This is a genomic window from Pseudomonas sp. 13B_3.2_Bac1, from assembly GCF_025466205.1.
GTDB classification, from domain to species: domain Bacteria; phylum Pseudomonadota; class Gammaproteobacteria; order Pseudomonadales; family Pseudomonadaceae; genus Aquipseudomonas; species Aquipseudomonas fluorescens_H.
Genome location: NZ_JANLOG010000023.1, coordinates 37468 through 59972, shown reverse-complemented (window position 1 = coordinate 59972; position 22505 = coordinate 37468). Strand labels below are relative to the sequence as shown.

At 61.9% G+C, this 22505-nt stretch carries 19 protein-coding genes and 1 riboswitch; of the genes, 6 read left to right on the top strand and 13 right to left on the bottom strand.

Features of this window, described 5'->3' with window-relative positions; all coding sequences use genetic code 11:
- Positions 1-106: 106 nt before the first annotated feature.
- A complete protein-coding gene (locus tag NTD85_RS03855) occupies positions 107-1624 on the top strand; it encodes an AhpA/YtjB family protein (RefSeq protein ID WP_003221078.1) in 1518 nt (505 codons plus the stop codon).
- A 251-nt stretch (positions 1625-1875) separates the two neighbouring features.
- On the opposite strand, the gene NTD85_RS03850 is transcribed toward NTD85_RS03855, so the two are convergent.
- The 9 genes from NTD85_RS03850 to NTD85_RS03810 form a co-directional block, all read right to left on the bottom strand.
- Positions 1876-2586 (bottom strand): membrane integrity-associated transporter subunit PqiC, encoded by a 711-nt coding sequence (locus tag NTD85_RS03850; RefSeq protein WP_003221076.1) that lies wholly within the window; start codon positions 2584-2586, stop codon positions 1876-1878.
- Between the two features lie 186 nt (positions 2587-2772).
- Complete coding sequence (parC, locus tag NTD85_RS03845) at positions 2773-5037, bottom strand: DNA topoisomerase IV subunit A (RefSeq protein ID WP_003221074.1); 2265 nt, start codon at positions 5035-5037, stop codon at positions 2773-2775.
- A 7-nt stretch (positions 5038-5044) separates the two neighbouring features.
- Complete coding sequence (locus NTD85_RS03840; protein ID WP_103485526.1) at positions 5045-5569, bottom strand: TIGR02281 family clan AA aspartic protease; 525 nt, start codon at positions 5567-5569, stop codon at positions 5045-5047.
- Complete coding sequence (locus NTD85_RS03835; protein WP_262141470.1) at positions 5566-6555, bottom strand: esterase-like activity of phytase family protein; 990 nt, start codon at positions 6553-6555, stop codon at positions 5566-5568. Before NTD85_RS03835 ends, NTD85_RS03840 begins: the two co-directional genes overlap by 4 nt.
- Positions 6555-8462: a DNA topoisomerase IV subunit B gene (parE, locus tag NTD85_RS03830; RefSeq protein WP_003221068.1), complete on the bottom strand. Its 1908-nt coding sequence runs from the start codon at positions 8460-8462 to the stop codon at positions 6555-6557. The genes NTD85_RS03835 and parE overlap by 1 nt, the downstream gene beginning before the upstream one ends.
- A gap of 42 nt (positions 8463-8504) precedes the next feature.
- A complete protein-coding gene (locus NTD85_RS03825; protein WP_003221066.1) occupies positions 8505-9113 on the bottom strand; it encodes a YqiA/YcfP family alpha/beta fold hydrolase in 609 nt (202 codons plus the stop codon).
- A gap of 241 nt (positions 9114-9354) precedes the next feature.
- Positions 9355-10170 (bottom strand): 3',5'-cyclic-AMP phosphodiesterase, encoded by an 816-nt coding sequence (gene cpdA / locus NTD85_RS03820; RefSeq protein WP_262141469.1) that lies wholly within the window; start codon positions 10168-10170, stop codon positions 9355-9357.
- 99 nt (positions 10171-10269) lie between these two features.
- Positions 10270-10722 (bottom strand): DUF1249 domain-containing protein, encoded by a 453-nt coding sequence (locus tag NTD85_RS03815; protein WP_007967395.1) that lies wholly within the window; start codon positions 10720-10722, stop codon positions 10270-10272.
- Positions 10713-11330, bottom strand: a complete 618-nt coding sequence (locus tag NTD85_RS03810) for an NUDIX domain-containing protein (RefSeq protein ID WP_103485530.1) — start codon at positions 11328-11330, stop codon at positions 10713-10715. The genes NTD85_RS03815 and NTD85_RS03810 overlap by 10 nt, the downstream gene beginning before the upstream one ends.
- 228 nt (positions 11331-11558) lie before the next feature.
- Between NTD85_RS03810 and NTD85_RS03805 the strand changes: the two genes are divergently transcribed.
- Positions 11559-12305, top strand: coding sequence for an RsiV family protein (locus tag NTD85_RS03805; RefSeq protein ID WP_103522583.1), 747 nt, complete (start codon positions 11559-11561; stop codon positions 12303-12305).
- Here the strand turns inward: NTD85_RS03805 and cytX are convergent.
- Positions 12274-13566 (bottom strand): putative hydroxymethylpyrimidine transporter CytX, encoded by a 1293-nt coding sequence (gene cytX, locus NTD85_RS03800; protein ID WP_003221056.1) that lies wholly within the window; start codon positions 13564-13566, stop codon positions 12274-12276. The genes NTD85_RS03805 and cytX overlap by 32 nt on opposite strands.
- Positions 13567-13754: 188 nt before the next feature.
- Positions 13755-15644 carry a phosphomethylpyrimidine synthase ThiC gene (thiC, locus tag NTD85_RS03795; protein ID WP_262141468.1) on the bottom strand — a complete coding sequence of 630 codons (1890 nt, stop codon included), beginning with the start codon at positions 15642-15644 and terminating at the stop codon, positions 13755-13757.
- Positions 15645-15789: 145 nt separating this feature from the next.
- Positions 15790-15895, bottom strand: a riboswitch (TPP riboswitch).
- Between the two features lie 206 nt (positions 15896-16101).
- Between thiC and NTD85_RS03790 the strand changes: the two genes are divergently transcribed.
- Positions 16102-17535 carry a TolC family outer membrane protein gene (locus NTD85_RS03790; RefSeq protein WP_003221054.1) on the top strand — a complete coding sequence of 478 codons (1434 nt, stop codon included), beginning with the start codon at positions 16102-16104 and terminating at the stop codon, positions 17533-17535.
- Positions 17536-17682: 147 nt separating this feature from the next.
- Here the strand turns inward: NTD85_RS03790 and waaA are convergent, their stop codons facing one another.
- Together waaA and NTD85_RS03780 are read right to left on the bottom strand one after the other, a co-directional pair.
- Positions 17683-18957, bottom strand: a complete 1275-nt coding sequence (gene waaA / locus NTD85_RS03785) for a lipid IV(A) 3-deoxy-D-manno-octulosonic acid transferase (protein WP_262141467.1) — start codon at positions 18955-18957, stop codon at positions 17683-17685.
- 11 nt (positions 18958-18968) lie between these two features.
- Positions 18969-19871, bottom strand: a complete 903-nt coding sequence (locus NTD85_RS03780; protein WP_262141466.1) for a LysR family transcriptional regulator — start codon at positions 19869-19871, stop codon at positions 18969-18971.
- 102 nt (positions 19872-19973) lie between these two features.
- On the opposite strand from NTD85_RS03780, the gene NTD85_RS03775 reads away from it, so the two are divergent.
- From NTD85_RS03775 to NTD85_RS03765, 3 genes are all read left to right on the top strand, one after another.
- The gene (locus NTD85_RS03775) at positions 19974-20306 is read left to right on the top strand and encodes a DMT family transporter (RefSeq protein ID WP_003221050.1); all 333 of its coding nucleotides are present in this window, start codon (positions 19974-19976) and stop codon (positions 20304-20306) included.
- A 205-nt stretch (positions 20307-20511) separates the two neighbouring features.
- Positions 20512-21687 carry an NAD(P)/FAD-dependent oxidoreductase gene (locus tag NTD85_RS03770; protein ID WP_262141465.1) on the top strand — a complete coding sequence of 392 codons (1176 nt, stop codon included), beginning with the start codon at positions 20512-20514 and terminating at the stop codon, positions 21685-21687.
- On the top strand, positions 21684-22496 hold the full coding sequence (locus NTD85_RS03765; RefSeq protein WP_262141464.1) for an aldo/keto reductase: 813 nt from the start codon (positions 21684-21686) through the stop codon (positions 22494-22496). The genes NTD85_RS03770 and NTD85_RS03765 overlap by 4 nt, the downstream gene beginning before the upstream one ends.
- Positions 22497-22505 lie beyond the last annotated feature (9 nt).

The window sequence follows — 22505 nt, the reverse complement described above, 5'->3', positions numbered from 1 at the left end:
GCATTCTACCCACTTTCAGTGACCATCGGGCACCGCGAGCGCTTTGCCGGTCTAGGGCCTGTCGCTATACTGCGCGTCAACTTCACGGACAAAAGAGCCGAGCTCAGTGAACCGGCCCACGCCAGTTAAAACCGATAACTTCTTCCTGCTGATCTTCCGTGCACTGCGCCACCGCCGTGTGCCGATTGCATTGCGCATTGCCAGCCATAACGTGATCCTGGTCGCTCTGGCCCTGGTGATCTATGCCGGGGTGATGGGCTTGCAGTTCAAGCAGGCCATGCACGAGCAGGCCGATGCGCTGGGCGAAAGCCTGACCACGCAGACTGCCACCTCTGCCACTGAACTGTTGGTGTCCAACGACATCCTCAGCCTCAACGTGCTGCTCAACAACCTGACCAAGAACAAGCTGGTGGCACACGCCGCTATCTATAGCGTGGACAACCGCATCCTCGCCGAATCCGGTCAGCGCCCCAAGCACAGCCTGCTGGGCGAAGCCGAGGGCATGTACGAGAGCAAGATCACCTTCCAGGACGTGACTGCCGGGCAACTGCGCATCAGCCTGGACATGGATCAGTTCCAGCAGCCGATGACCATCAGCCTGCAAAGCATGGGTATTCTCAGCGCGATTCTGCTGGCCCTGTCGCTGGCCCTGAGCCTGCGCATGGGTCGCTACCTGTCGACGCCGCTGCTGCAATTGCGCGTCTGGCTGCGCAACATCGACGAATACACCCCGGCCACCGACCGTCAGGACGAGATCGGCGACTTGGCGCGTCAACTGCACGCCAACTTCGCTCCGGAGCCTGCACCAAAACCCGAGCCCGAGCCGGAACCCGAGTTCGAGGAGGAGGATGAGCCAGAGTTTGAGGTACGCAATCTGCGTGACCCGAGCTTTGACGAAACCCGCCCGATGGCCGCGCAAAAGCCTGCGCCGCGCCACGTGGTCAGCACCGTTGAAGACGATGATGACGACGAAGACCCGTTTGCCGATCTGCGCGACGAGTCGCTGACCGAAGCCGCTCCAGCGGCCCCGCGTCAGGCAACCCCGAGCGTGCCGCAACACAGCGCGGTGCTGGCGATCCAGTTGGGTTCGCAAGAGCAACTGCGGCGCCTGCCGCGTGCCCGTCTGGAAGAGTTGCTGGAGCGCTATCGCGACTGCCTCGATCAGGCTGCTTCGCTGTATCAGGGCGAAATCGAAACCCTGAACGATGGCAGCACACTGATGCTGTTCCACACCGAAGACAGCGGTGATGACTACCTGACCAACGCCATCTGCTGCGGCGAGTTGCTGCGGGCGCTGGGCCATCAGTTGCAGATCGAAGTCGCCGACAGCGGCATCACCCTGCAATTGCAGTTGGGCCTGACCCTGGGCGATGACCTGTTCGGTCTGAGCCAGATCGACCTGCTGCTGACCGATTCGGCTCAGGATGCCCTGGCCCTGTCGCAACACAGCCGCAATCTGCTGCTGGTCGAGCGCAAAATCGGTGATGATGCGCTGATTCGCCAGCGTGCGCGGATCCGCCCGATCGCCAGCCCTGAGGGGGCCTGCTGTGTCGAGCGGTTGATGGAGCCTTATCCGTCGATGCTGGAGCGGCAACTGGCGCGGATGCATGAGCGCCGGGCGTAAGCCTTAGGCCAGATGCACAGAAGCCCGCAGACAAGTGATTGTCTGCGGGCTTTTTTGTAGCCTATACCGGCCCTTTCGCGAGCAAGCTCGCTCCCACAGTGGACGGTTGCTGCCACAGACCTTGTGAACACCTTCAAGACCTGTGGGAGCGAGCTTGCTCGCGAAGAGGCCCGCACTGACGGCAAAGATTTCCAGCCCCCAGACACAACAAAGCCCGCACAAGGCGGGCTTTGTTTTGACTCGAACCAGACTCAGAAGCGGAACACTTCCATATCGGTGCGAATCGGCGAAGCCATCGGAATCTTCGGTTGCTTATCGGCATCCGCCGCCGGCGCTGCCGGTTTTGGCGCCGCTTTACGCGGAGCTTCGGCCACTGGTGGCTGATTGGCCAATGGCTTGAGCGCCACAGACAACTGCTCGGCCAGACGCTGCAGCAGAATGCCCTGCGCCTGAACCTGCGAAGCCGTAGTCCCGGCGTGCAGCTCTTGCAGATGAACGATGCGGTTATCGCGCACCTGACCACGACGGTCGATCAGACGCCATTGCGCATCGAGGATCGCCGGTTGTTTCTCACCGGAGTCCAGACGCGTGATGGTCAGCAATACCTGCACATCCGGGGTAAAGCCCAACGTGGCCGGTGCCAGCACCACACGCTGGCTGTCGAGATGACCGGCCACCTGACGCATCAGCAATTGATCAATATCCGACGAAAGGCTGCCGGCCCAGCGACCGTCGGTCGAGGCTTGCAGGCTGCCGTCCGGTTGACGTTGCAGCAGGGTTTCACGTTGCAGGTAGTCGGCCACGACTACCGGACCCAACAAAACCGCCATGCCTGCGCTTTGCGCAGGCTGAACCGGACTTCCACTGTCCAGTTGATACAGCGACACCGGCTGGTGAACGCTGCAGCCCGCCAGGCCCAAAACGCCAGCGAGCAGGAAAATAAGGGGGCGCAGAGCAGTCATCATCCCGTCCAGGTGGCCGCCACAAGGCTGACCACAGTGAAAATACTCAATAAATATGAAGAACGCTCGGCCACGCCGGCGTTTGGAAAGGCCATATCATCCGTGAATATGCGTTCCGACTCCAGCGCCAAAGCGTCGATCTACGCGTTAAATCGCAGATCGAGCTCTCTAGGAGGGCGTTCTCGCCTAATTGAGGTTTTCGACGAGCAGCGCATCTACTCGCTGGAAGCCACGTGGCAGCTTATTGCCACGACGTCCGCGTTCACCCTTGTAGTGTTCGAGGTCGTCGGCCTTCAGCGACAGAGTCCGCTTGCCGGCCTGCAGCACCAAGGTGGCGCCTTCCGGAAGCACGGCGATGTCCGTGACATATTCTTCGCGGCTGGCCACGCGCTCACCGGAAATCCCGATGATCTTGTTGCCTTTGCCCTTGCCCAGCTGTGGCAGATCGCTGATTTTGAAAATCAGCAGGCGCCCTTCGGTCGTGACCGAGGCCAGCCAGTTCTGTTCACGATCGGCGACCGGACGCGGCGCGATGACTTTGGCGTTGTTCGGCAGGCTCAACAAAGCTTTACCAGCCTTGTTCTTGGCTTGCAGGTCTTCGCCTTTGACCACAAAACCGTAACCGGCGTCGGAGGCGATCACGTACAGCGCATCGTCTTCCGGCATCAGCACGCATTCGAAGGTCGCGCCCGGTGGCGGGGTCAGGCGGCCGGTCAACGGCTCGCCCTGGCCCCGGGCCGATGGCAAGGTGTGCGCGGCCACCGAGTAACTGCGGCCGGTGGAGTCGATAAACACCGCAAACTGGTTGGAACGCCCCGCCGCCGAGGTCTTGAAGCCGTCGCCAGCCTTGTACGACAGACCGGTGGCGTCGATGTCATGCCCCTTGGCCGAGCGAATCCAGCCTTTTTCCGACAGGACAACGGTGACTTTCTCGTTCGGCAGCAGATCGTGCTCGGTCAGCGCTTTGGCTTCAGCGCGCTCGACGATTGGCGAACGACGGTCATCGCCATAGGTTTCCGCGTCTTTCAGCAGCTCGGTGCGCACCAGCTTCTTCAGCTTGGCTTCGCTGCCCAGCAGGGCTTGCAGCTTGGCCTGTTCCTTGAGCAGTTCGTCCTGCTCGTCGCGCAGTTTCATCTCTTCCAGTCGCGCCAACTGCCGCAGACGGGTGTCGAGGATGTAGTCGGCCTGGATTTCGCTGAGGGCGAAACGCTCGATCAGCTTGGCTTTCGGGTGTTCCTCGGTGCGGATGATGTGGATCACTTCATCCAGGTTGAGGTAGGCGATCAACAAACCGTCCAACAGGTGCAGACGACGTTCGACCTTGTCGAGGCGGAATTGCAGGCGGCGACGCACAGTCAGCACGCGGAACTCCAGCCATTCGACCAGCAACGCACGCAGGTTTTTCAGCTGCGGTTTGCCGTCCAGACCGATGATGTTGACGTTGACCCGGTAGGTCGACTCCAGCTCGGTGCTGGCGAACAGGTGCTGCATCAGCGCTTCGTGATCGACGCGGCTGTTGACCGGAATGATCACGATACGGCACGGGTTTTCGTGGTCGGATTCGTCACGCAGGTCGGCGATCTGCGGCGCTTTCGACGGTTTGGCCTGCATCAGCGCGGCGATCTGCTCCAGCACTTTGGCCCCGGAGACCTGGTGCGGCAGCGCGGTGACGATGATGTCGCCGTCCTCGACGTGGTACACGGCGCGCATGCGCACCGAGCCCTTGCCGGTTTCGTACATTTTCAGCAGGTCGGCGCGCGGGGTGATGATTTCCGCTTCGGTCGGATAGTCCGGGCCTTGAATGTGCTCGCAGAGCTGTTCGACCGTGGCCTTCGGCTCATCGAGCAGACGCACGCAAGCGGTGGCGACTTCGCGCAGGTTGTGCGGCGGTACATCGGTGGCCATACCGACAGCGATGCCGGTGGTGCCGTTGAGCAGGATGTTCGGCAAACGTGCCGGCAACACCAGCGGTTCCTGCAAGGTGCCGTCGAAGTTCGGCCCCCAGTCAGCGGTGCCTTGGCCCAATTCGCTGAGCAGCACTTCGGAATAACGCGACAGACGGGCTTCGGTGTAACGCATGGCAGCGAAGGACTTCGGATCGTCCGGCGCACCCCAGTTGCCCTGGCCGTCGACCAGCGTGTAGCGATAGCTGAACGGCTGGGCCATCAGCACCATCGCTTCGTAGCACGCCGAATCGCCGTGCGGGTGGAACTTGCCGAGCACGTCACCGACGGTACGCGCCGATTTCTTGTGCTTGGAATCGGCGTCCAGCCCCAGTTCGCTCATGGCGTAGACAATACGCCGCTGTACCGGTTTCAGGCCGTCGCCGATATGCGGCAGGGCACGGTCCATGATCACGTACATGGAGTAGTTGAGGTAGGCATTTTCGGTGAAGTCAGCCAGCGAGCGGCGTTCTACACCGTCCAGGCTGAGATCAAGGGAGTCGCTCATGCGGGCCTCATCGGTTCGTTGTCTGGCGCAGCAGCATGGTGCCACCGCGCTGGGTAAATTCAAGTTTGTTCAGGGCGCTCATGCCGAGCAGCACCTGATCGCCATGCAGCCCCGGCGCCACCAGTGCGCGGACATCCCGCAGCACGATGTCGCCCAGTTGCAGGCGGTCGATTTTTGTACGATAGCCCTGGCTCAGGCCGTTGGCCGTGCTCAGGGTCACACCGAAACCTTCTTCCAGTTTCAAGCGTTTGGCCAGATCCGCCGGGATCGCCACATCGGTGGCGCCGGTGTCGAGCATGAACTCCACCGGTTCCCCGTTGATCTGGCCGCTGGCGACAAAATGCCCTTGGGCGTTGCCGGCCAGTTGCACTTCGATCACCCCGTCATGCTGCTCGGACGTGACCACGACGTTCGGATTCTGCTGCCGTTCTTCCCACTGGCCGAAAAACCGCGTGGCCAGAAACAGCCCCGCGCACCAGGCCAGAATCATCAACACCCGACCGGCGCGCTTGCCCGGCGGTTGCTGACTCACGGCTTGGCGCTCCAGCCACCTTCAGGCGCGGCGAAACGCCAGACGATCGGCCGAACCTCACCGTCGGCCCGCGGGCCGAAATTATTGTCGACGCCGACCCACGCACCCTCAGCGTCAACGATCAATGCTTCTTCCAACCCGAAGTTCTGCGCGTAACGGCGGTTGGCCTGCAACAGTTCAGCGGCGTACGACCAGCAGCGCTCGACCTTGGCAGTCTGCGCATCGCGCCGACAAATCTGGAAGGCGTTGCGTTCAAGGGTAAACAATTTGCCGTTGAACAACGAAAGGTCGGAAAAGTCGCGGTCGACCGCTTTGGCGTGCGGAAACTGCGGCGGCTGCATCTCCTTGCCGCCCTCGCTGAGCAGCACGCAACGACCGTCGCAATCCCACACCGTCTGCTGACGCTTGATCAGCAGCAGGCCGCGGTTTTGCCGTTCGCCGGCCAGCCACATCTGATCACCCGCCGGGTTGATCGCCAGACCTTCGAAGATCGCATTGAAATGCAGGAGCATGCCACTGGCCCGCGCTTCGCGAACCATCATCGGCGAAATCTTCAGCCAGTTGACCGGGCCGCTGACGGGCACCTGCAAGACCGCCGCGTGGCCCTCGCTGACGATGTAGCGATTGCCGGCGCTGTCGCAGCTGATGCCTTCGAAATCGAGGTCGCCACCGCGCACGAACGACGCGGCCCAATTGCGCGAGCGCAACCCCCACGGCAAACCGGTCTCCGGCACTGGCGGCACGTCGATGTGCAAGGCCTCGGCCTGCCAGACCTGATCGGCGGTATTGAGCCGGTAGATCTGATCGTCATCACGGTCCGACACCGCCCACAACTCGCTGCCACACATGGCCAGTCCCGACAGGTTGCCGCCACGCATGCCTTCGACCGGATGTTCCGAGAGCACGCGCAACTCCTGCAGCGGCTCCGCCGACACGCCCATCGCACTCAGCAGCAATGCACCCGCCAAGGCCCAGCCAAACCGCATCAGGCCAGCACCTCGGCAAGGTTGCCCTTGGATTCGAGCCAGGTCTTGCGGTCACCGGCGCGTTTCTTCGCCAGCAACATGTCCATCATTTCCGAGGTTTCGGCAAAATCATCGCCCAGCGTCAACTGCACCAGGCGCCGGGTGTTCGGGTCCATGGTGGTTTCACGCAGTTGCGGCGGGTTCATTTCACCCAGACCTTTGAATCGGGTGACCTGCGGTTTGCCGCGCTTCTTCTCGGCCACCAGACGGTCGAGAATCCCGTCGCGCTCGGCTTCGTCGAGGGCGTAGTAGATCTCTTTGCCGAGGTCGATGCGGTACAGCGGCGGCATCGCCACGTAGACGTGACCGGCATCCACCAGCGGGCGGAAGTGCTGGACGAACAACGCGCACAGCAGCGTGGCGATGTGCAGACCGTCGGAGTCGGCGTCGGCGAGGATGCAGATCTTGCCGTAGCGCAGCTGGCTCATGTCTGCGGCGCCCGGATCGACCCCGATCGCTACGGCGATGTTGTGCACTTCCTGGCTGGCGAGCACTTCGCTGCCATCGACTTCCCAGGTGTTGAGGATCTTGCCGCGCAACGGCAGGATCGCCTGGAATTCCTTGTCCCGCGCTTGCTTGGCGGAACCACCGGCGGAGTCACCCTCGACCAGGAACAGCTCGGAACGCATCGGGTCCTGACCCGCGCAGTCAGCCAGTTTGCCCGGCAGCGCAGGGCCTTGGGTAACGCGCTTACGCTCGACCTTTTTGCTCGCCTTGAGGCGGCGACCGGCGTTGTTGATTGCCAGTTCGGCCAGCGCCAGACCGGTTTCCGGGTTGGCGTTGAGCCACAGACTGAACGCGTCCTTGACCACACCGGAGACAAACGCCGCCGCTTCACGGGACGACAGGCGCTCTTTGGTCTGGCCGGAAAATTGCGGTTCCTGCATCTTCATCGACAGCACGAAAGCGATGCGTTCCCAGACGTCTTCCGGCGCCAGCTTCACGCCGCGCGGCAGCAGGCTGCGGAATTCGCAGAACTCGCGCATCGCATCCAGCAGGCCCTGACGCAGACCGTTGACGTGGGTACCGCCCTGCGCCGTCGGGATCAGGTTGACGTAGCTTTCCTGCACCGCGTCGCCACCTTCCGGCAGCCACAGCAGCGCCCAATCGACCGCTTCCTTGTTACCGGCGAGGCTGCCACAGAACGGCTCGTCCGGCAGGCGCTCGAATTCGCTGACCGCGTCCACCAGATAGGAGCGCAGACCGTCTTCGTAATGCCACTCGACTTTCTCGCCGGTGCCTTTGTCTTCGAAGCTGACCAGCAGCCCCGGGCACAGCACAGCCTTGGCCTTGAGCACGTGCTTGAGGCGGCTGATGGAGAATTTCGGTGAATCGAAGTATTTCGGATCCGGCGCGAAGTACACGCTGGTCCCGGTGTTGCGCTTGCCGACGGTGCCGACGATTTCCAGTTCGGTGGCCTTGAAGCCATCGGCGAAGGTCATCTGGTATTCGTTGCCGTCACGTTTTACCCGTACCCGGACTTCGGTCGACAAGGCGTTGACCACGGAAATACCCACCCCGTGCAGACCGCCGGAGAACTGGTAGTTCTTGTTGGAAAACTTGCCGCCCGCATGCAGCTTGGTGAGGATCAGCTCGACCCCCGACACACCCTCTTCCGGGTGGATGTCGACCGGCATGCCGCGACCGTCGTCGCTGACTTCCAGCGAGTGATCGGCGTGCAGAATGACCTGCACCGATTTGGCGTGGCCGGCCAGGGCTTCGTCGACACTGTTGTCGATGACTTCCTGGGCGAGGTGGTTCGGCCGACTGGTGTCGGTGTACATGCCGGGGCGTTTACGCACCGGGTCGAGGCCCGAGAGGACTTCGATGGCGTCGGCGTTATAAGAGCTAGCGCTGGGAGTGGCCATAGGGTCTCGTCGTCAGTGATTCAATGAAAAAGGGGCAAGACTTCACAGTGCGGTGAAATCGATTGCCTGATACAAATCGGCGCCAATGCCGGCAAAACTCAGCAACGCCGGCAACTGCCCGGCAAAACCCTGGAAACCATGGTCGCCGCCGGCCTGAATGCGCAGAGCACAGGCCCGGTAATACTGCTGGGCGAGGCGATAATCCAGTGTTTCATCGCCGGTCTGCAACCACACCTGATAACGCTGTGCATCCACGGGCGCCGGCACTTCCAGCTCGGCCAGGGCCGTCACATGGTCGCGGGTCAATTCCCAGGTCTCATCGGTATACAGGTTTTTCTGCGTGCCCAGGTATCCGTCGAACATCCGGTGCGGGCTGACCGCCGGGTTGACCAGCAGGGCTTTCAAGCCGTGGCGCTCAGCCAGGTGAGTCGCATAGTAGCCGCCGAGCGAGCTTCCCACCAGCAACGGCCGGCCCAGCTCGGCAATCGCCTGCTGCAACTGACCGATGGCTTCACGCGGATGGTGATGCAGCGCCGGGACACGCAATTGGTCGCTCAAACCCAGCCGCTCCATTACCTCGACCAGCTGACAGGCCTTTTTCGAAGCCGGGGCGCTGTTGAAACCGTGGATATAGAGGATCGAACCGGACATTTGAGCTCCCTGAGTGTCGGCGAAAGATAGCGGAGTTTACAGGGAGAAAGCCCCTCACCCTAGCCCTCTCCCGGAGGGAGAGGGGACTGAATGGGGGATATTCAAGAGCTACACCGACTTGAGCGAGTTTCAGCGAATCCATAATCGACACATTCTTTCAGGTCGATGGATAACGCCAGACACCTCGGTCAGCTCCCTCTCCCTCCGGGAGAGGGCTGGGGTGAGGGGCTCTTGATCGAAATCAGTAGCCTTCGGAGCCGTAATCGACGGTGAATTGGAAGTCGGTAACGCGCTCGACACCGGTTTCCAGCCGTCCATCCGGCAACAGCCGCAACCAGCGATATCCCGGCGCCTGCTCGCCCACCTTGAAGTCTTCACTCCCCGGTTCGAACTGAATGCAGGTCGAAGGCGAGGCCATCAGCCGAACGCCGTTGCGCTCGCGGTCGAATTCCTGATGCACATGCCCCCAGAGCACTGCGCGGGCCTGCGGAAAACGATCCAGCACCGCGAAAAACGCTTCCGGGTTACGCAAGCCGATCGGCTCCGCCCACGCGCAACCGATCGGCACCGGATGATGGTGGAAACACACCAGATGATGGCGCTGCGGGGCTTCGCTCAGCGAACGTGCGAGCAGCTGCAACTGATCGTCCTGCAGATAACCCGGCACAGAACCCGGTACCGCCGAATCGAGCAAGGTCACCCGCCAGTTACCAATGTCCACCACCGATTCCAGCAATGCGCTTTGCTCCGCGGCCTCGGCCATGATTCGCGGCTCATCGTGATTGCCGGGAATCCAGCGCGCCGGCGCATCGATCTGCGCGGTCATCTGGCGAAACTGTTGATATGAGTCCAGCGTGCCGTCCTGGGAAATATCCCCGGTGGCCAGAATCAGGTCGATCCGCGGTTGCTGCCTGAGCACCTGTTCGATGACCTTCTGCAGGCTCTCGCGGGTGTTCATGCCCAGCAGCGTGCCGTCCGCCTCGGCGAACAGATGACTGTCGGATAACTGCACCAGCAACGCCGGATCGGCGGTGGTCAATGTGGATACGCTCGGCAAGGCGTTCTCCCAGGGCAAAAGCACGGAATCGGTTGAGTGCCGCAATTATGCTGGGGGATGACACAAAGAGGAAACCGACGAACCGGACGCAGTTCACAACTAGCGTACGACTTCGTACTCGTGCCCCAGGGCCAGACAATGGCTCAGCCATTCCCCCAGGAACAGATTGAGCTGGGCCTTTTCATCCGGCTGATGCATCGCGGCGTTCGGGTAAGGATAGATGCCGCGAAAGCGTCGTGCATGTTCGGCGCTGATTACCTCGGCCATGCGCGCGTCGTGGTAGACCTGCACTTCCAGCTGCGGCACCGGCAGCCACGGCAGACTGTGCTCCTGACGCACCTGCAAGGTGGTGGTGTACGGACAGGTCTGCAGCACTTCGAGGGCCAGCACGCCGAGCATCTGCTCGCCCTGGGTCACGGCGATCCGCCGCGCCTCGGGGTCGTTGCGCATATCCGGCACCAGTCGCATCAGGCGCGCGTAGTTGGCCTCGCAGGCGGCTTGCAGCCCCGCGAGGTCGACTCGATAACGATCGCGCAGCTTGTTTACGACCATAACCCCCTCACTTCGGCGCGGTTCAGCGCCAGCCATTGCAAGGCGATGATGCTCGCCGCGTTGGCAATGCGTCCGTCACGGACGGCCTGCAAGGCATCTTCGAACGCCCAGACCGTGACGCGGATATCTTCTGCTTCTTCCTCCAGCCCATGCAGGCCGCCTACGCCGTCGGTGCTGCAGTGCCCCAGGTACAAATGCACGAATTCATTGCTGCCGCCCGGCGACGGAAAATACTTGGTCATCGGCCACAAGGACTTGATGTCCAGTCCAGCTTCCTCCTGCGCCTCGCGGTGAGCAACTTCTTCCGGCACTTCAGCCTTGTCGATCAGACCGGCGACCAGTTCGACCAGCCACGGGTTGTCGGTCTTGCCCATGGCGCCGACGCGAAACTGCTCGAGCAGCACAACTTCATCGCGCTGCGGATCGTAGGGCAGCAGGCACACGGCATCGTGACGCACGAAGACTTCGCGGTTGATCTCGCGGCTCATGCCGCCGGCGAACAGCTCATGGCGCAGGTGCAAACGGTCGAGCTTGTAGAAGCCCTCGTAGCAGCGCTCGCGCTTTACAACATCGACGGTGGCCGGAGTGGCGTTGGCAAAATCAGTCATGAGCATCCTCTCTACTGCAAATCCGATTCGAGGTTGCTTTGGGTGACCGGCAACCTCGACTTCGCGCCATCCTAACGCGCCCGCGATGATTGATGCAGCCCCTTTACCGTCAGCGGGATGGACGGTGGAGGCGAAACCCACTCTAATTAGCTTAGTGGCGAACTGACTGCCTCGACGAGAGTCGAAGCGGATAACTTTTTGCCTTCCTCTGTTTCACAAAGGACGCCCATGTCGCTCTTCAAAATTGCCTCCGTGGCCGCCATCGCCCTGACTCTTGGCGCATGCTCGAGCCTGTTCCAGCCCAGCTACCGCACGCCGCTGGAAACCACCCGCGATGCGTCGGAAACCCTGAAACCCGGCTGTTCCGGCCCGGACTGCCCACTGGTAAACATCGATACCCTGCGCTTCCCGGCTGAGCCGGCACTGGATGGCATCATTGAAAAGCGTCTGCTGCAAATGACCCGCAGCGAGCCGAATGCGCCGGTGGCACCAACGCTGGCCGCCTATCGTGATCAGTTCCTGCGCACCGCCGACCCACACTACGGCAGCTATTTGCAGGCCAAGGTACGTGAGCAGCATGACGGCTTGGTGATCATCGAGTTGTCGAGCTACCTCGACACCGGTGGCGCTCATGACACACCGGGGCGCGGCTTCATCAACTATTCGCGTCAGCAGCACAAAGTGCTGAGCCTGTCGGACATGTTGCTGCCGGGTCAGGAAGAAATGTTCTGGAAAGCCGCACAGGTGGTGCACAACAGCTGGCTGATCAACACCAGGCTCGATCAGGAGCCGGAGTTCGTGAAGAATTGGCCATTCGTGAAAACCCCGAACGTGGCCCTGACAACCGGCGGCGTGGTGCTCAAGTACAACGTGAGCACCATCGCGCCTTACGCGCTGGGCCTGATCGAAATGACGATCCCTTACTCGCGCCTGAACGGCATCCTCAAGCCCGAGCTGTTTCCGGGCCGTAGCTGAAGGCTCGGCCGAGCACCAGCTGTAGCAGCCCTGCCAGCACCAGCGCCGGCAGGGTCGCGCCGACATCCGGATACAGATTCGCCAGCAAGTGGTAGGTGCTGATACCGCCCAGCCACGCCAACAGCGCCGGCCAGCGCAACGCGGCCGCAGCGACCTGACCCCGGCGCTTGCGCAGGATGAAGTGATCGACCAGCACCACGCCGAACAGCGGCGCAAACACCGAGCCGATCAGCAGCAGGAAGTTCTGGTACTGCGCCAGTGGCGCCAGCAGCGCGATCAGGGTGCAGAGCACGCCGATGGCCAAGGCCAGATGCTCGACTTTCAAACGCAACAGAATCCCGCTCGACACCGCCGCCGAGTGAATGTCGGCGAAGGCGTTTTCCGACTCGTCCAACAGAATCAGCAACAGCGGAATCCCCAGGCCAGCACCGGCCAAAGCCAACAGCAACGCGTTGACTTCACCGCTCGGCGCGAACGCCAGGGTGTAGGCCACGCCGAGGCTCATCAACCAGAAATTGCCGATGAAGAAACCGATCGCGGTGCCACCAAATACGTTCTTCGCGCGCTTGCCGAAACGCGAGTAGTCGGCGATCAGCGGCAGCCACGACAGTGGCATCGCGATGGCAATGTCGAAGCCCACGGCGAAGGGCATCGAACCGTCCCCGGTACGCGCCCAAAGCGCAGCCAGATCGGCCTTGGCAAACAGGTTCCAGGTCAGCCAGATGCAGGCCGCGAGGATCAGCCAGATGCCCCATTTGCGCAGGATCTTGCGCACGAACGTCAGCGGCCCGCTGACGGCGAGCAGGGTCGCCAGCGCACCAAAGCACAAGGTCCAGAGCATCGGGCTGGCCCACAGCGAACCTTCGCTGAACGCACGGGTGCCGAGCAGGCTGGCGGCGTCACGCATGACGATGATTTCGAACGAGCCCCAACCGATCAGTTGCAGCAGGTTGAGCAGCGCCGGCAGGCCCGCGCCTTTGCTGCCGAGGCTGAGTTTCAGCGCGGCCATCGACGACAGGCCGGTGTCGCTACCGATCACCCCGACTGCTGCCAGCAATAGCACGCCGACCAGGGTGCCGAGAAAAATCGCCAGCAGTGAACCGGACAGGCCCAGACCGGGCGCCAGCAAGGCACCGGTCTGCAACACCATCAGGCCGATGCCGAGGGAAAACCACAGGGAAAACAGATCGCGACCGCCGAATACCCGCTTGTCGGCGGGTACGGCGAGGTCGGGGGAATAAGTGCTGGGTTGAATGCTCAAGGGTGTTATCTCGGAGGAGTATTTTTGTCATTGAGATCCTTGGCGCCTGTTCTGACGCCTTCGCGAGCAAGCCCGCTCCCACACTGGATCTCCCGTGAACACAAGTTTTGTGAACAACTGGATTCAGAATGTGGGAGCGGGCTTGCTCGCGAAGAGGCCAGCACAGACACCGCAGACTTCAGGTCAGATCAAACCTTCTTGTACAGCTGACTGCCTTCCTTCTTGAACCGCTCGGCCTGTTCCGCGAGGCCTTGGGCGACATCCACGTCGACCGCGTCGATCCGCTGGTTGGCCGCGTACTCGCGGACTTCCTGAGTGATCTTCATCGAGCAGAATTTCGGCCCGCACATCGAACAGAAGTGCGCGACCTTGGCCGAGTCCTTCGGCAGGGTTTCATCGTGATACGAACGGGCAGTGTCCGGGTCGAGACCGAGGTTGAACTGGTCTTCCCAACGGAATTCGAAACGCGCCTTGCTCAAGGCGTTGTCACGAATCTGCGCGCCCGGATGGCCCTTGGCAAGGTCGGCGGCATGGGCGGCGATCTTGTAGGTGATGATCCCGGTTTTCACGTCATCCTTGTTCGGCAGGCCGAGGTGTTCCTTCGGCGTCACGTAGCAGAGCATCGCGCAACCGAACCAGCCGATCATCGCCGCACCGATACCCGAGGTGATGTGGTCGTAACCCGGAGCGATGTCGGTGGTCAGCGGGCCGAGGGTGTAGAACGGCGCCTCGTCGCAGCACTCCAGCTGCTTGTCCATGTTCTCTTTGATCAACTGCATCGGCACATGGCCCGGGCCTTCGATCATGCACTGCACGTCGTGTTTCCAGGCGATCTTGGTCAACTCGCCGAGGGTCTCCAGTTCGCCGAATTGCGCTTCGTCGTTGGCGTCGGCAATCGAGCCCGGACGCAGGCCATCGCCCAGCGAGAAGCTGACGTCGTAGGCCTTCATGATTTCGCAGATTTCGTCGAAGTGGGTGTAGAGGAAGTTCTCTTTGTGGTGCGCCAGGCACCACTTGGCCATGATCGAACCACCACGGGAAACGATGCCGGTCACACGCTTGGCGGTCAGCGGCACGTAGCGCAACAGCACGCCGGCGTGGATGGTGAAGTAGTCGACGCCCTGCTCGGCCTGTTCGATCAGCGTGTCGCGGAACAGCTCCCAGGTCAGGTCTTCAGCGACGCCGTTGACCTTCTCCAGCGCCTGATAGATCGGCACGGTACCGATCGGCACCGGCGAGTTGCGGATGATCCACTCGCGGGTTTCGTGAATGTGTTTGCCGGTGGACAAGTCCATCACGGTATCCGAACCCCAGCGAATGCCCCAGGTCAGTTTCGCCACTTCTTCTTCGATGGACGAACCCAGGGCGCTGTTGCCGATGTTGCCGTTGATCTTCACCAGGAAGTTACGGCCGATGATCATCGGCTCCAGCTCGACGTGGTTGATGTTGGCCGGAATGATCGCGCGGCCACGGGCGATTTCTTCACGGACGAACTCGGGGGTGATTTCTTTCGGGATGCTCGCACCGAAGCTGTGACCGGCGTGCTGCTGGGTCATCAGGCCAGCGGCGCGGGCCTCTTGCAGCTTCATGTTTTCGCGGATGGCGACGTATTCCATCTCGGCGGTGATGATGCCTTTGCGCGCGTAGTGCATCTGGCTGACGTTGGCCCCGGCCTTGGCCCGGCGCGGGTTGTTGACGTGAGCGAAACGCAGTTTGGTCAGCTCCGGGTCAGCGAGGCGTTCCTGACCGAAGTTCGAGCTCAAGCCTGGCAGACGCTCGGTGTCGCCACGGTCGTCGATCCACGCCGAACGCACGTCGCCCAGACCTTTGCGCACATCGATCACCACGTTCGGATCGGTGTACGGGCCCGAGGTGTCATAGACGGTGACCGGCGCGTTGATTTCGCCACCGAAGTCAGTCGGGGTCACATCCAGGGTGATTTCGCGCATCGGCACGCGGATGTCCGGGCGCGAGCCCTGAACGTAGACTTTCTGCGAACGAGTGAAGGGTTGAACGGACTGTTCATCGACCTTGGCCGAGTCACTCAGGTTGATCGCGTTTTTTGATTTTGTCGTCATCACGGGCTCTCCAGACAGCATCCAGCAGTGGATTGTCGGAGCAGAACCTGAAAGGCACGGACGCACCAGGACTGGTGCTGTGCATCGTCGTCGAGCGTTCGATTGTCGAACAATTTCCCGGACGAAGCACAAGAGGACTCGCCGGGTGACGAGAAATCTTGTTCCCTACGCAGGCGCTAACCTGATCAGGTTCAACGGGATCCGAAATTATTCGATCTCAGCCTCATAGCAAGGCACCCCGACAAGAACCCGGCCAGTCTAGACACAACCGGCAAAGAACGCCAACACCGCAGCAAACACCTTGATGAATGGCGTAATTAGCGGGACTTGCAGGATTGTTGCCGCACGTTTGCACAACTACACTCGCTGTGCCTTGCGCGCCTTGACGCTGCCGGGGCCGCGCCGTAGCCTTGGCGCGCACATTATTTTCATAATATTTTTTGCTAGGGATCGCCTCATGCTGCGCAAACTTTCACTGGCTCTTGCCGTGTCTTGTGCGTCCAACGCAATGGCCTGGGCAGCAGAAGCGCCCTTGTCGACCAAGACCGATCTGGTCAGCGTCTATCAGGAAGCGGTCGACAACAACGCCGATCTGGCCGCCGCCCGCGCCCAGTACGGTGCACAGAAAGAAGTGGTGCCACAGGCCCGCGCCGGCTTGCTGCCCAACTTGTCTGGTGGCGCCGAAGTGGCGGACGTGCGCACCTCGATCGACCAGCCTTCGGCCATTGCCAATCGCAGCGCGCATTCCTATCAGGCGACCCTGGCCCAGCCATTGTTCCGCGCTGATCGCTGGTTCCAGTACCAGGCCGCCAAGGACGTCAACGAACAGGCCGCCCTGCAACTCTCGGCCACCGAGCAGAACCTGATCCTGCAATCGGCGGAAAGCTACTTCAACGTGCTGCGCAGTCAGGACAACCTGGCTTCGACCAAGGCTGAAGAAGCCGCGTTCAAGCGTCAGCTTGACCAGTCCAACGAGCGCTTCGATGTCGGCCTGTCGGACAAGACCGACGTGCTGCAATCGCAGGCCAGCTACGACACCGCGCGCGCCAACCGCATCGTCGCTCAGCGTCAGGTGGATGATGCGTTCGAAGCGCTGATCACCCTGACCAACCGTCAGTACAACTCGATTCAGGGCATCGTTCACACGCTGCCGATCCTGCCGCCGACGCCAAACGACGCCAAGGCCTGGGTCGACACCGCAGGCAAACAGAACCTCAATCTGCTGGCGAGCAACTTTGCGGTCAGCTCCGCCGAACAGACCCTCAAACAGCGCAAGGCCGGTCACCTGCCGACCCTCGATGCCGTGGCCAAATACGAAAAGGGTGACAACGACGCCCTCGGCTTCGCCAACCCGAACGCCTTCGGTACTCCGTACGGTGGCAACGTCGAGCAAAGCACCCTGGCCCTGCAACTGAACATTCCGATCTACAGCGGCGGGCTGACCAGCTCGCAAGTGCGCCAGTCCTATGCGCAGCTGGATCAGAGTGAGCAACAGCGCGAATCCCTGCGCCGGCAAGTGGTGGAAAACACCCGCAACCTGCATCGCGCGGTGAACACCGATGTCGAGCAGGTGCAGGCGCGCCGCCAGTCGATCATCTCCAACCAGAGTGCGGTGGAAGCCACGGAAATCGGTTATCAGGTCGGTACGCGCAACATCGTCGACGTGCTCGATGCGCAGCGTCAGCTGTACACCTCGGTGCGCAACTACAACAACACCCGCTACGACTACATCCTCGACAACCTGCGTTTGAAGCAGGCAGCGGGAACGTTGAATCCGGGTGATTTGCAGGACCTGGCGCGCTATCTGAAGCCCGACTACAACCCGGACAAGGACTTCCTCCCGCCGGATCTGGCCAAGGCAGCGGAAGCACAGCTCAAGGCGCGCCCGTAAACAGCAAACAAGACACCTGTGGCGAGGGAGCTTGCTCCCGCTCGGCTGCGCAGCAGTCGTAAACCTGGCAACTCGATGTATCAGGGCTTGGGGCAGCTGCGCTGCCCAACGGGAGCAAGCTCCCTCGCCACAGGGGTTGAGTGCAAATCAGCGAATCAACCTGCCCAGCCCATCCAGCAACCGCTGCAACGCCCCCTGATTACGGCGCATCACCGCCAGCCCGGCCTCGGCCATGCGTTGCGCATCGCGGGGTAATTCGAACAGGCGCTGCACTGCCACCGCCAGCCCTTCGGCGTCATCCACTTCGGCCAACGCCCCGGCTTCGCGCAATTGCGCGGCGATGTCGAGGAAGTTGAACAGGTGCGGGCCACTGATCACCGGTTTGGCCAGTGCCGCCGGCTCCAGCAGATTGTGCCCACCGTTCGGCACCAGGCTGCCGCCAACGAAAGCGCTGTCAGCCAACGCGTAGAGAAACAGCAACTCGCCCATGGTGTCGCCGAGCAGCACTGAAGTGTTCGCCTCGACATTGGCACCACTCGAACGGCGCACCGTGGCCAAGCCTTCACGCTGGCACAGCTCGAACACCGAGTTGAAGCGTTCGGGATGGCGCGGCACCAGAATCAGCAGCGCATTCGGGTAGTTCGCCAGCAGCCGACGATGGGCGTCGAGCACGACCTCGTCTTCGCCTTCGTGGGTGCTGGCGGCGATCCATACCGGGCGCTCCAGCGCTTGCCACTGTCCGCGCAGCTCAGCGGCACGTTGCAGCAGTTGCGGGTCGATGGTCAGGTCGAACTTGATCGAGCCGGTGACTTCAACCGTCTGCGGGCGCGCGCCCAGATCCCGGAACCGTTGGGCTTCAGCCTCGGTCTGCACCGCAAAAAAACTCATTTCAGCGAGCATCGGCGCGGTCAGTTTGCTGAAGCGGCCATAGCCTCGGGCCGAGCGCTCGGACAATCGCCCGTTGGCCAATGCCACTGGAATCCCGCGCTTGGCGCACTGATGGATGTGGTTGGGCCACAGTTCGGTTTCCATGATCACCGCCAGTTTCGGTTTGGCGTGATCAAGAAAACGCGCCGCTGCGCACGGCAAGTCATAGGGCAGATAGCAATGCTGGATGCGCGGCTCGTTGGCGAACAGTGCCTGAATCCGTTCCGATCCGGTCGGGGTCATGCAGGTCACGGTGATCGGCAGCTGTGGATAACGTTGCAGCAAGGCGCGAATCATCGGCGCAGCGGCGATGCTTTCGCCCACCGACACTGCGTGCACCCAGATCCCGCCGGGTTGCAGTGGTGGCATCCCGTAGGAGAAGCGCTCGCCAATCCGTTTGGCATATGCCGGGGCCTTGCGCGAGCGCAGCCACAGCCGAATCGCCACCAATGGCAGCCCCAGGTAAAACAGCACGGTGTAGAGAGTTCTATTCATGGCGGCGGAGTTTATCGACTTTTGTCGCCAATCGCCCGCAAGTGCACGGCAAAACGTTCGGCCAGCCAGCGCGCCGCAGGCCCCAGGGGTTCATCCCGGCGCCAGACCAGTTCCACCACCAAGGCCGGCGGGGTCCATTCGCTGTCCAGTTCAACCATCAAACCCTGATAGGCCGAGTACTGCACCACATGCCGGGGCAGCCACGCCCAACCGAGATCGCGCACCAGCCATTCGGCCATCACGTAAAAACTGTCGGCGCGCCACACTTGCGGGCTGGCCGGTTCGTTGCCGGGGTAGACGCTGGTCTGCGTCGACATCAGCAATTGCCGATGCTGCGCCAGTTGCTGGCAGGTGACGTAGGACTGCGTCGCCAGCGGATGGTTGATCCCGCAGACGGTGACCATTTCCACCCGGCCCAGTACCCGTCGTTCCAGCGCTTCGGGGATTTCATCGTGATAGAACAGCAGACCCAGATCGGCGCGACGCTCGACCAGTTTGCGTGCGACTTCACCCTGGGCGGCGCTGGTCAGTTGCACTTCGAGACTGGGAAATTGCTCGGCCAGCGCATCGAAGCTTTCCACCAGTGCCTGATAGGGCATCGCTTCATCCTGAGCCACGCGCAACTGCGCTTCCTGGCCGCGCATCATCGCCATCGCCCGACCGTTCAGCCGCGCGCATTGACGCAACACTTCGCGCGCCTCTTCGACCAGTGCTTCCCCCGCTTCGGTAAGCCGGGGCTGGCGACCACTGCTACGCTCGAACAGGCTGACACCCAAATCGTCCTCCAACATGGCGATGGCGCTGCTGATCGCCGACTGCGCCTTGCGCTGCTGGCGCGCCACGGCGGAGAACGAGCGTTGCTCGGCGACGCTGACGAAGGCGCGCAGTTGATCGAGATTCCACTGGGTATTCATGCTGCGGCCCATCTTGAAAACAGATAGGTAATGACTTTACCCCATCTGGCGAGCGACTAGAATGCTGCCTCAGCAAGCAACGTTTTACATGAGGATCTACACATGAACGCCTACGCCTTCCTGGCTATCGCCATCTGCGCCGAAGTGATCGCCACCGTTTCGATGAAAGCGGTCAAAGGCTTGAGCACCCCGCTGCCGCTGATTCTGGTCATCGTCGGCTACGGGATCGCTTTCTGGATGCTGACTCTGGTGGTGCGCACCGTGCCGGTGGGTGTTGCCTACGCCGTGTGGGCCGGTATGGGCATCGTGATGGTCAGCGTCGCGGCGCTGTTCATTTATGGGCAGAAGCTGGACGTGCCAGCAATGCTCGGAATGGCGTTGATCGTGCTCGGTGTGGTGGTCATCCAGCTGTTCTCGAAAACTGCCGGTCACTGATTTGCAGTAACGCACATCCCCTGTGGGAGCGGGCTTGCTCGCGAATGCGCTGTATCAGACAACATTTCTGTTAACTGACACAGCGCATTCGCGAGCAAGCCCGCTCCCACATTTGGTTTTGCATCTGCCCTGTTGATCATCGACAAATCCCCCTCTTTCCCGAGTCTGTATACTGCGCCCTCGTCTTGAACACTGAGGTCGCTGCATGCCATCCGTTATTTCCACCGACGTTCTGATTGTCGGCGCTGGTGTCGCCGGCCTCTGGCTGAATGCGCGTCTGCGCCGCCAGGGTTTTTCGACCGTGCTGGTGGAAAGCGCCAGCCTCGGCGGCGGACAGAGTGTGAAGTCCCAGGGCATCATCCACGGCGGCGCCAAGTATGCGTTGCACGGTGCGCTGACCGGTGCCTCGGAAGCCATCGCCGACATGCCGCGCCGCTGGCGTGAAGCGCTGGCCGGCAACGGCGAGCTGGATCTGTCCGGCGTGCGCCTGCTGTCCGAAGCGCATTACCTGTGGTCACCCGGCACCCTCGCCGGCAATCTCACCAGTTTCTTCGCCAGTAAAGCCGTGCGTGGCCGGGTCGATCAGGTCAAGGGCGAGCAACTGCCGCCCGCGTTGCAAGACAAACGCTTCAAGGGCAAGGTCTACCGCCTCGCCGAGTTGGTGGTCGACGTGCCAAGCCTGATTCAGCGCCTGGCCGATCTGGCCGGTGACGGTCTGCTCGCCGGACAAACCATCGAGCCGCTGCTGGAAGCGGGTGTACTGGTCGGCCTGAAGGTCGACGGCCGCGAGATTCGCGCCCAGCGCATCGTCCTCAGTGCCGGTGCCGGTACCGCCCGATTGCTGGAAGACCTGGGCCTGACCCAACCGGCGATGCAACGTCGGCCGCTGCACATGATCATCGCCAAGGGCCCGAGCCTGAAGCCGTTGTACGCCCATTGTCTGGGCGGTGGCACCAAGCCGCGCATCACCGTCACCACTCACCCGGCCGCTGATGGCAACTGGGTCTGGTATCTGGGCGGCGACATTGCCGAAAGCGATGGCGTGGCCCGCGAGCCGGCCGAGCAAATCGCCACCGCGCAGAAAGAACTCGGCCAGTTGCTGCCATGGATCGACCTGAGCCAGGTGCAATGGGCGACCTTGCGCGTGGATCGCGCCGAGCCGCTGCAAACTGGCTTGAGCCGTCCGGACAACGCCTTCCTCGCCGAGCAGGGTCGCCTGCTGGTGGGCTGGCCGACCAAACTGGCACTGGCGCCAGACTTCGCCGACCGGGTCATCGCCTCTCTGGAACGCGACGGCATCCAGCCGCAACCGACCGAGCCGTTGCCGGCATTGCCAAAACCACCGATGGGCGTACCGGCCTGGGAGCAATTGTTGCCATGAGCGTCCCTACCCTGCACGAACTGCATCGCCCACTGGGCAGCACCGGTCTGATGGTTTCACCGCTGGGCCTGGGCACGGTCAAGCTTGGCCGCGACCAGGGTGTGAAATACCCCAACGGCTTTCAGATCCCCGACGATGACGCGGCACGCATGCTGCTCAATCAGGCCAAAGGGCTGGGCATCAACCTGATCGACACCGCGCCGGCCTACGGGCGCAGCGAAGAACGCCTCGGCCCGCTGTTGCGCGGCCAACGGCAGGACTGGGTGATCGTCAGCAAGGTCGGCGAAGAGTTTGCCGACGGCCTGTCGCGCCATGACTTCAGTGCGGCGCATACGCGGATGTCGGTCGAGCGCAGCCTGCAACGTCTTGAAACCGATTTTATCGACCTGGTGCTGGTGCACTCCGACGGCAACGACATGGCCATCCTTGACCACGAAGAGGTCTACGCCACCCTCGCCGCACTCAAGGCCGAGGGCAAGATTCGTGGCTTCGGCTTCTCCGGCAAAACGGTCGAGGGCGGACTCAAGGCGCTGGAGCAAGGGGACTGCGCGATGGTCACCTACAATCTGAACGAACAGAACGAGAAGGCAGTCATTGACTATGCTGCTGCCCACGGCAAAGCCATTCTGGTGAAAAAAGCCCTGGCCAGCGGCCATGTGTGCCTGAGTCCGGGCGTGGATCCGGTGCGCGCCAGCTTCGAGTTGTTGTTCCAACAGCCCGGCGTGGCCAGTGCTATTGTCGGCACGATCAATCCGCTGCACCTCGCCCACAACGTTGCGACCGTTGCCCAGGTCCTTCGTGGTCACTGACGCCGCCCC

Excerpts from the sequence above, each read along its gene's own strand:
- NTD85_RS03765 (WP_262141464.1), top strand. The coding sequence starts at position 21,684 with ATGAGCGTCCCTACCCTGCACGAACTGCATCGCCCACTGGGCAGCACC.
- NTD85_RS03810 (WP_103485530.1), bottom strand. The coding sequence starts at position 11,330 with ATGACTGATTTTGCCAACGCCACTCCGGCCACCGTCGATGTTGTAAAG.
- NTD85_RS03815 (WP_007967395.1), bottom strand. The coding sequence starts at position 10,722 with ATGGTCGTAAACAAGCTGCGCGATCGTTATCGAGTCGACCTCGCGGGG.
- waaA (WP_262141467.1), bottom strand. The coding sequence starts at position 18,957 with ATGAATAGAACTCTCTACACCGTGCTGTTTTACCTGGGGCTGCCATTG.
- thiC (WP_262141468.1), bottom strand. The coding sequence starts at position 15,644 with ATGACGACAAAATCAAAAAACGCGATCAACCTGAGTGACTCGGCCAAG.
- NTD85_RS03835 (WP_262141470.1), bottom strand. The coding sequence starts at position 6,555 with ATGCGGTTTGGCTGGGCCTTGGCGGGTGCATTGCTGCTGAGTGCGATG.
- parC (WP_003221074.1), bottom strand. The coding sequence starts at position 5,037 with ATGAGCGACTCCCTTGATCTCAGCCTGGACGGTGTAGAACGCCGCTCG.
- NTD85_RS03850 (WP_003221076.1), bottom strand. The coding sequence starts at position 2,586 with ATGACTGCTCTGCGCCCCCTTATTTTCCTGCTCGCTGGCGTTTTGGGC.
- NTD85_RS03825 (WP_003221066.1), bottom strand. The coding sequence starts at position 9,113 with ATGTCCGGTTCGATCCTCTATATCCACGGTTTCAACAGCGCCCCGGCT.
- NTD85_RS03770 (WP_262141465.1), top strand. The coding sequence starts at position 20,512 with ATGCCATCCGTTATTTCCACCGACGTTCTGATTGTCGGCGCTGGTGTC.
- NTD85_RS03805 (WP_103522583.1), top strand. The coding sequence starts at position 11,559 with ATGTCGCTCTTCAAAATTGCCTCCGTGGCCGCCATCGCCCTGACTCTT.
- NTD85_RS03775 (WP_003221050.1), top strand. The coding sequence starts at position 19,974 with ATGAACGCCTACGCCTTCCTGGCTATCGCCATCTGCGCCGAAGTGATC.
- parE (WP_003221068.1), bottom strand. The coding sequence starts at position 8,462 with ATGGCCACTCCCAGCGCTAGCTCTTATAACGCCGACGCCATCGAAGTC.
- NTD85_RS03790 (WP_003221054.1), top strand. The coding sequence starts at position 16,102 with ATGCTGCGCAAACTTTCACTGGCTCTTGCCGTGTCTTGTGCGTCCAAC.
- NTD85_RS03780 (WP_262141466.1), bottom strand. The coding sequence starts at position 19,871 with ATGAATACCCAGTGGAATCTCGATCAACTGCGCGCCTTCGTCAGCGTC.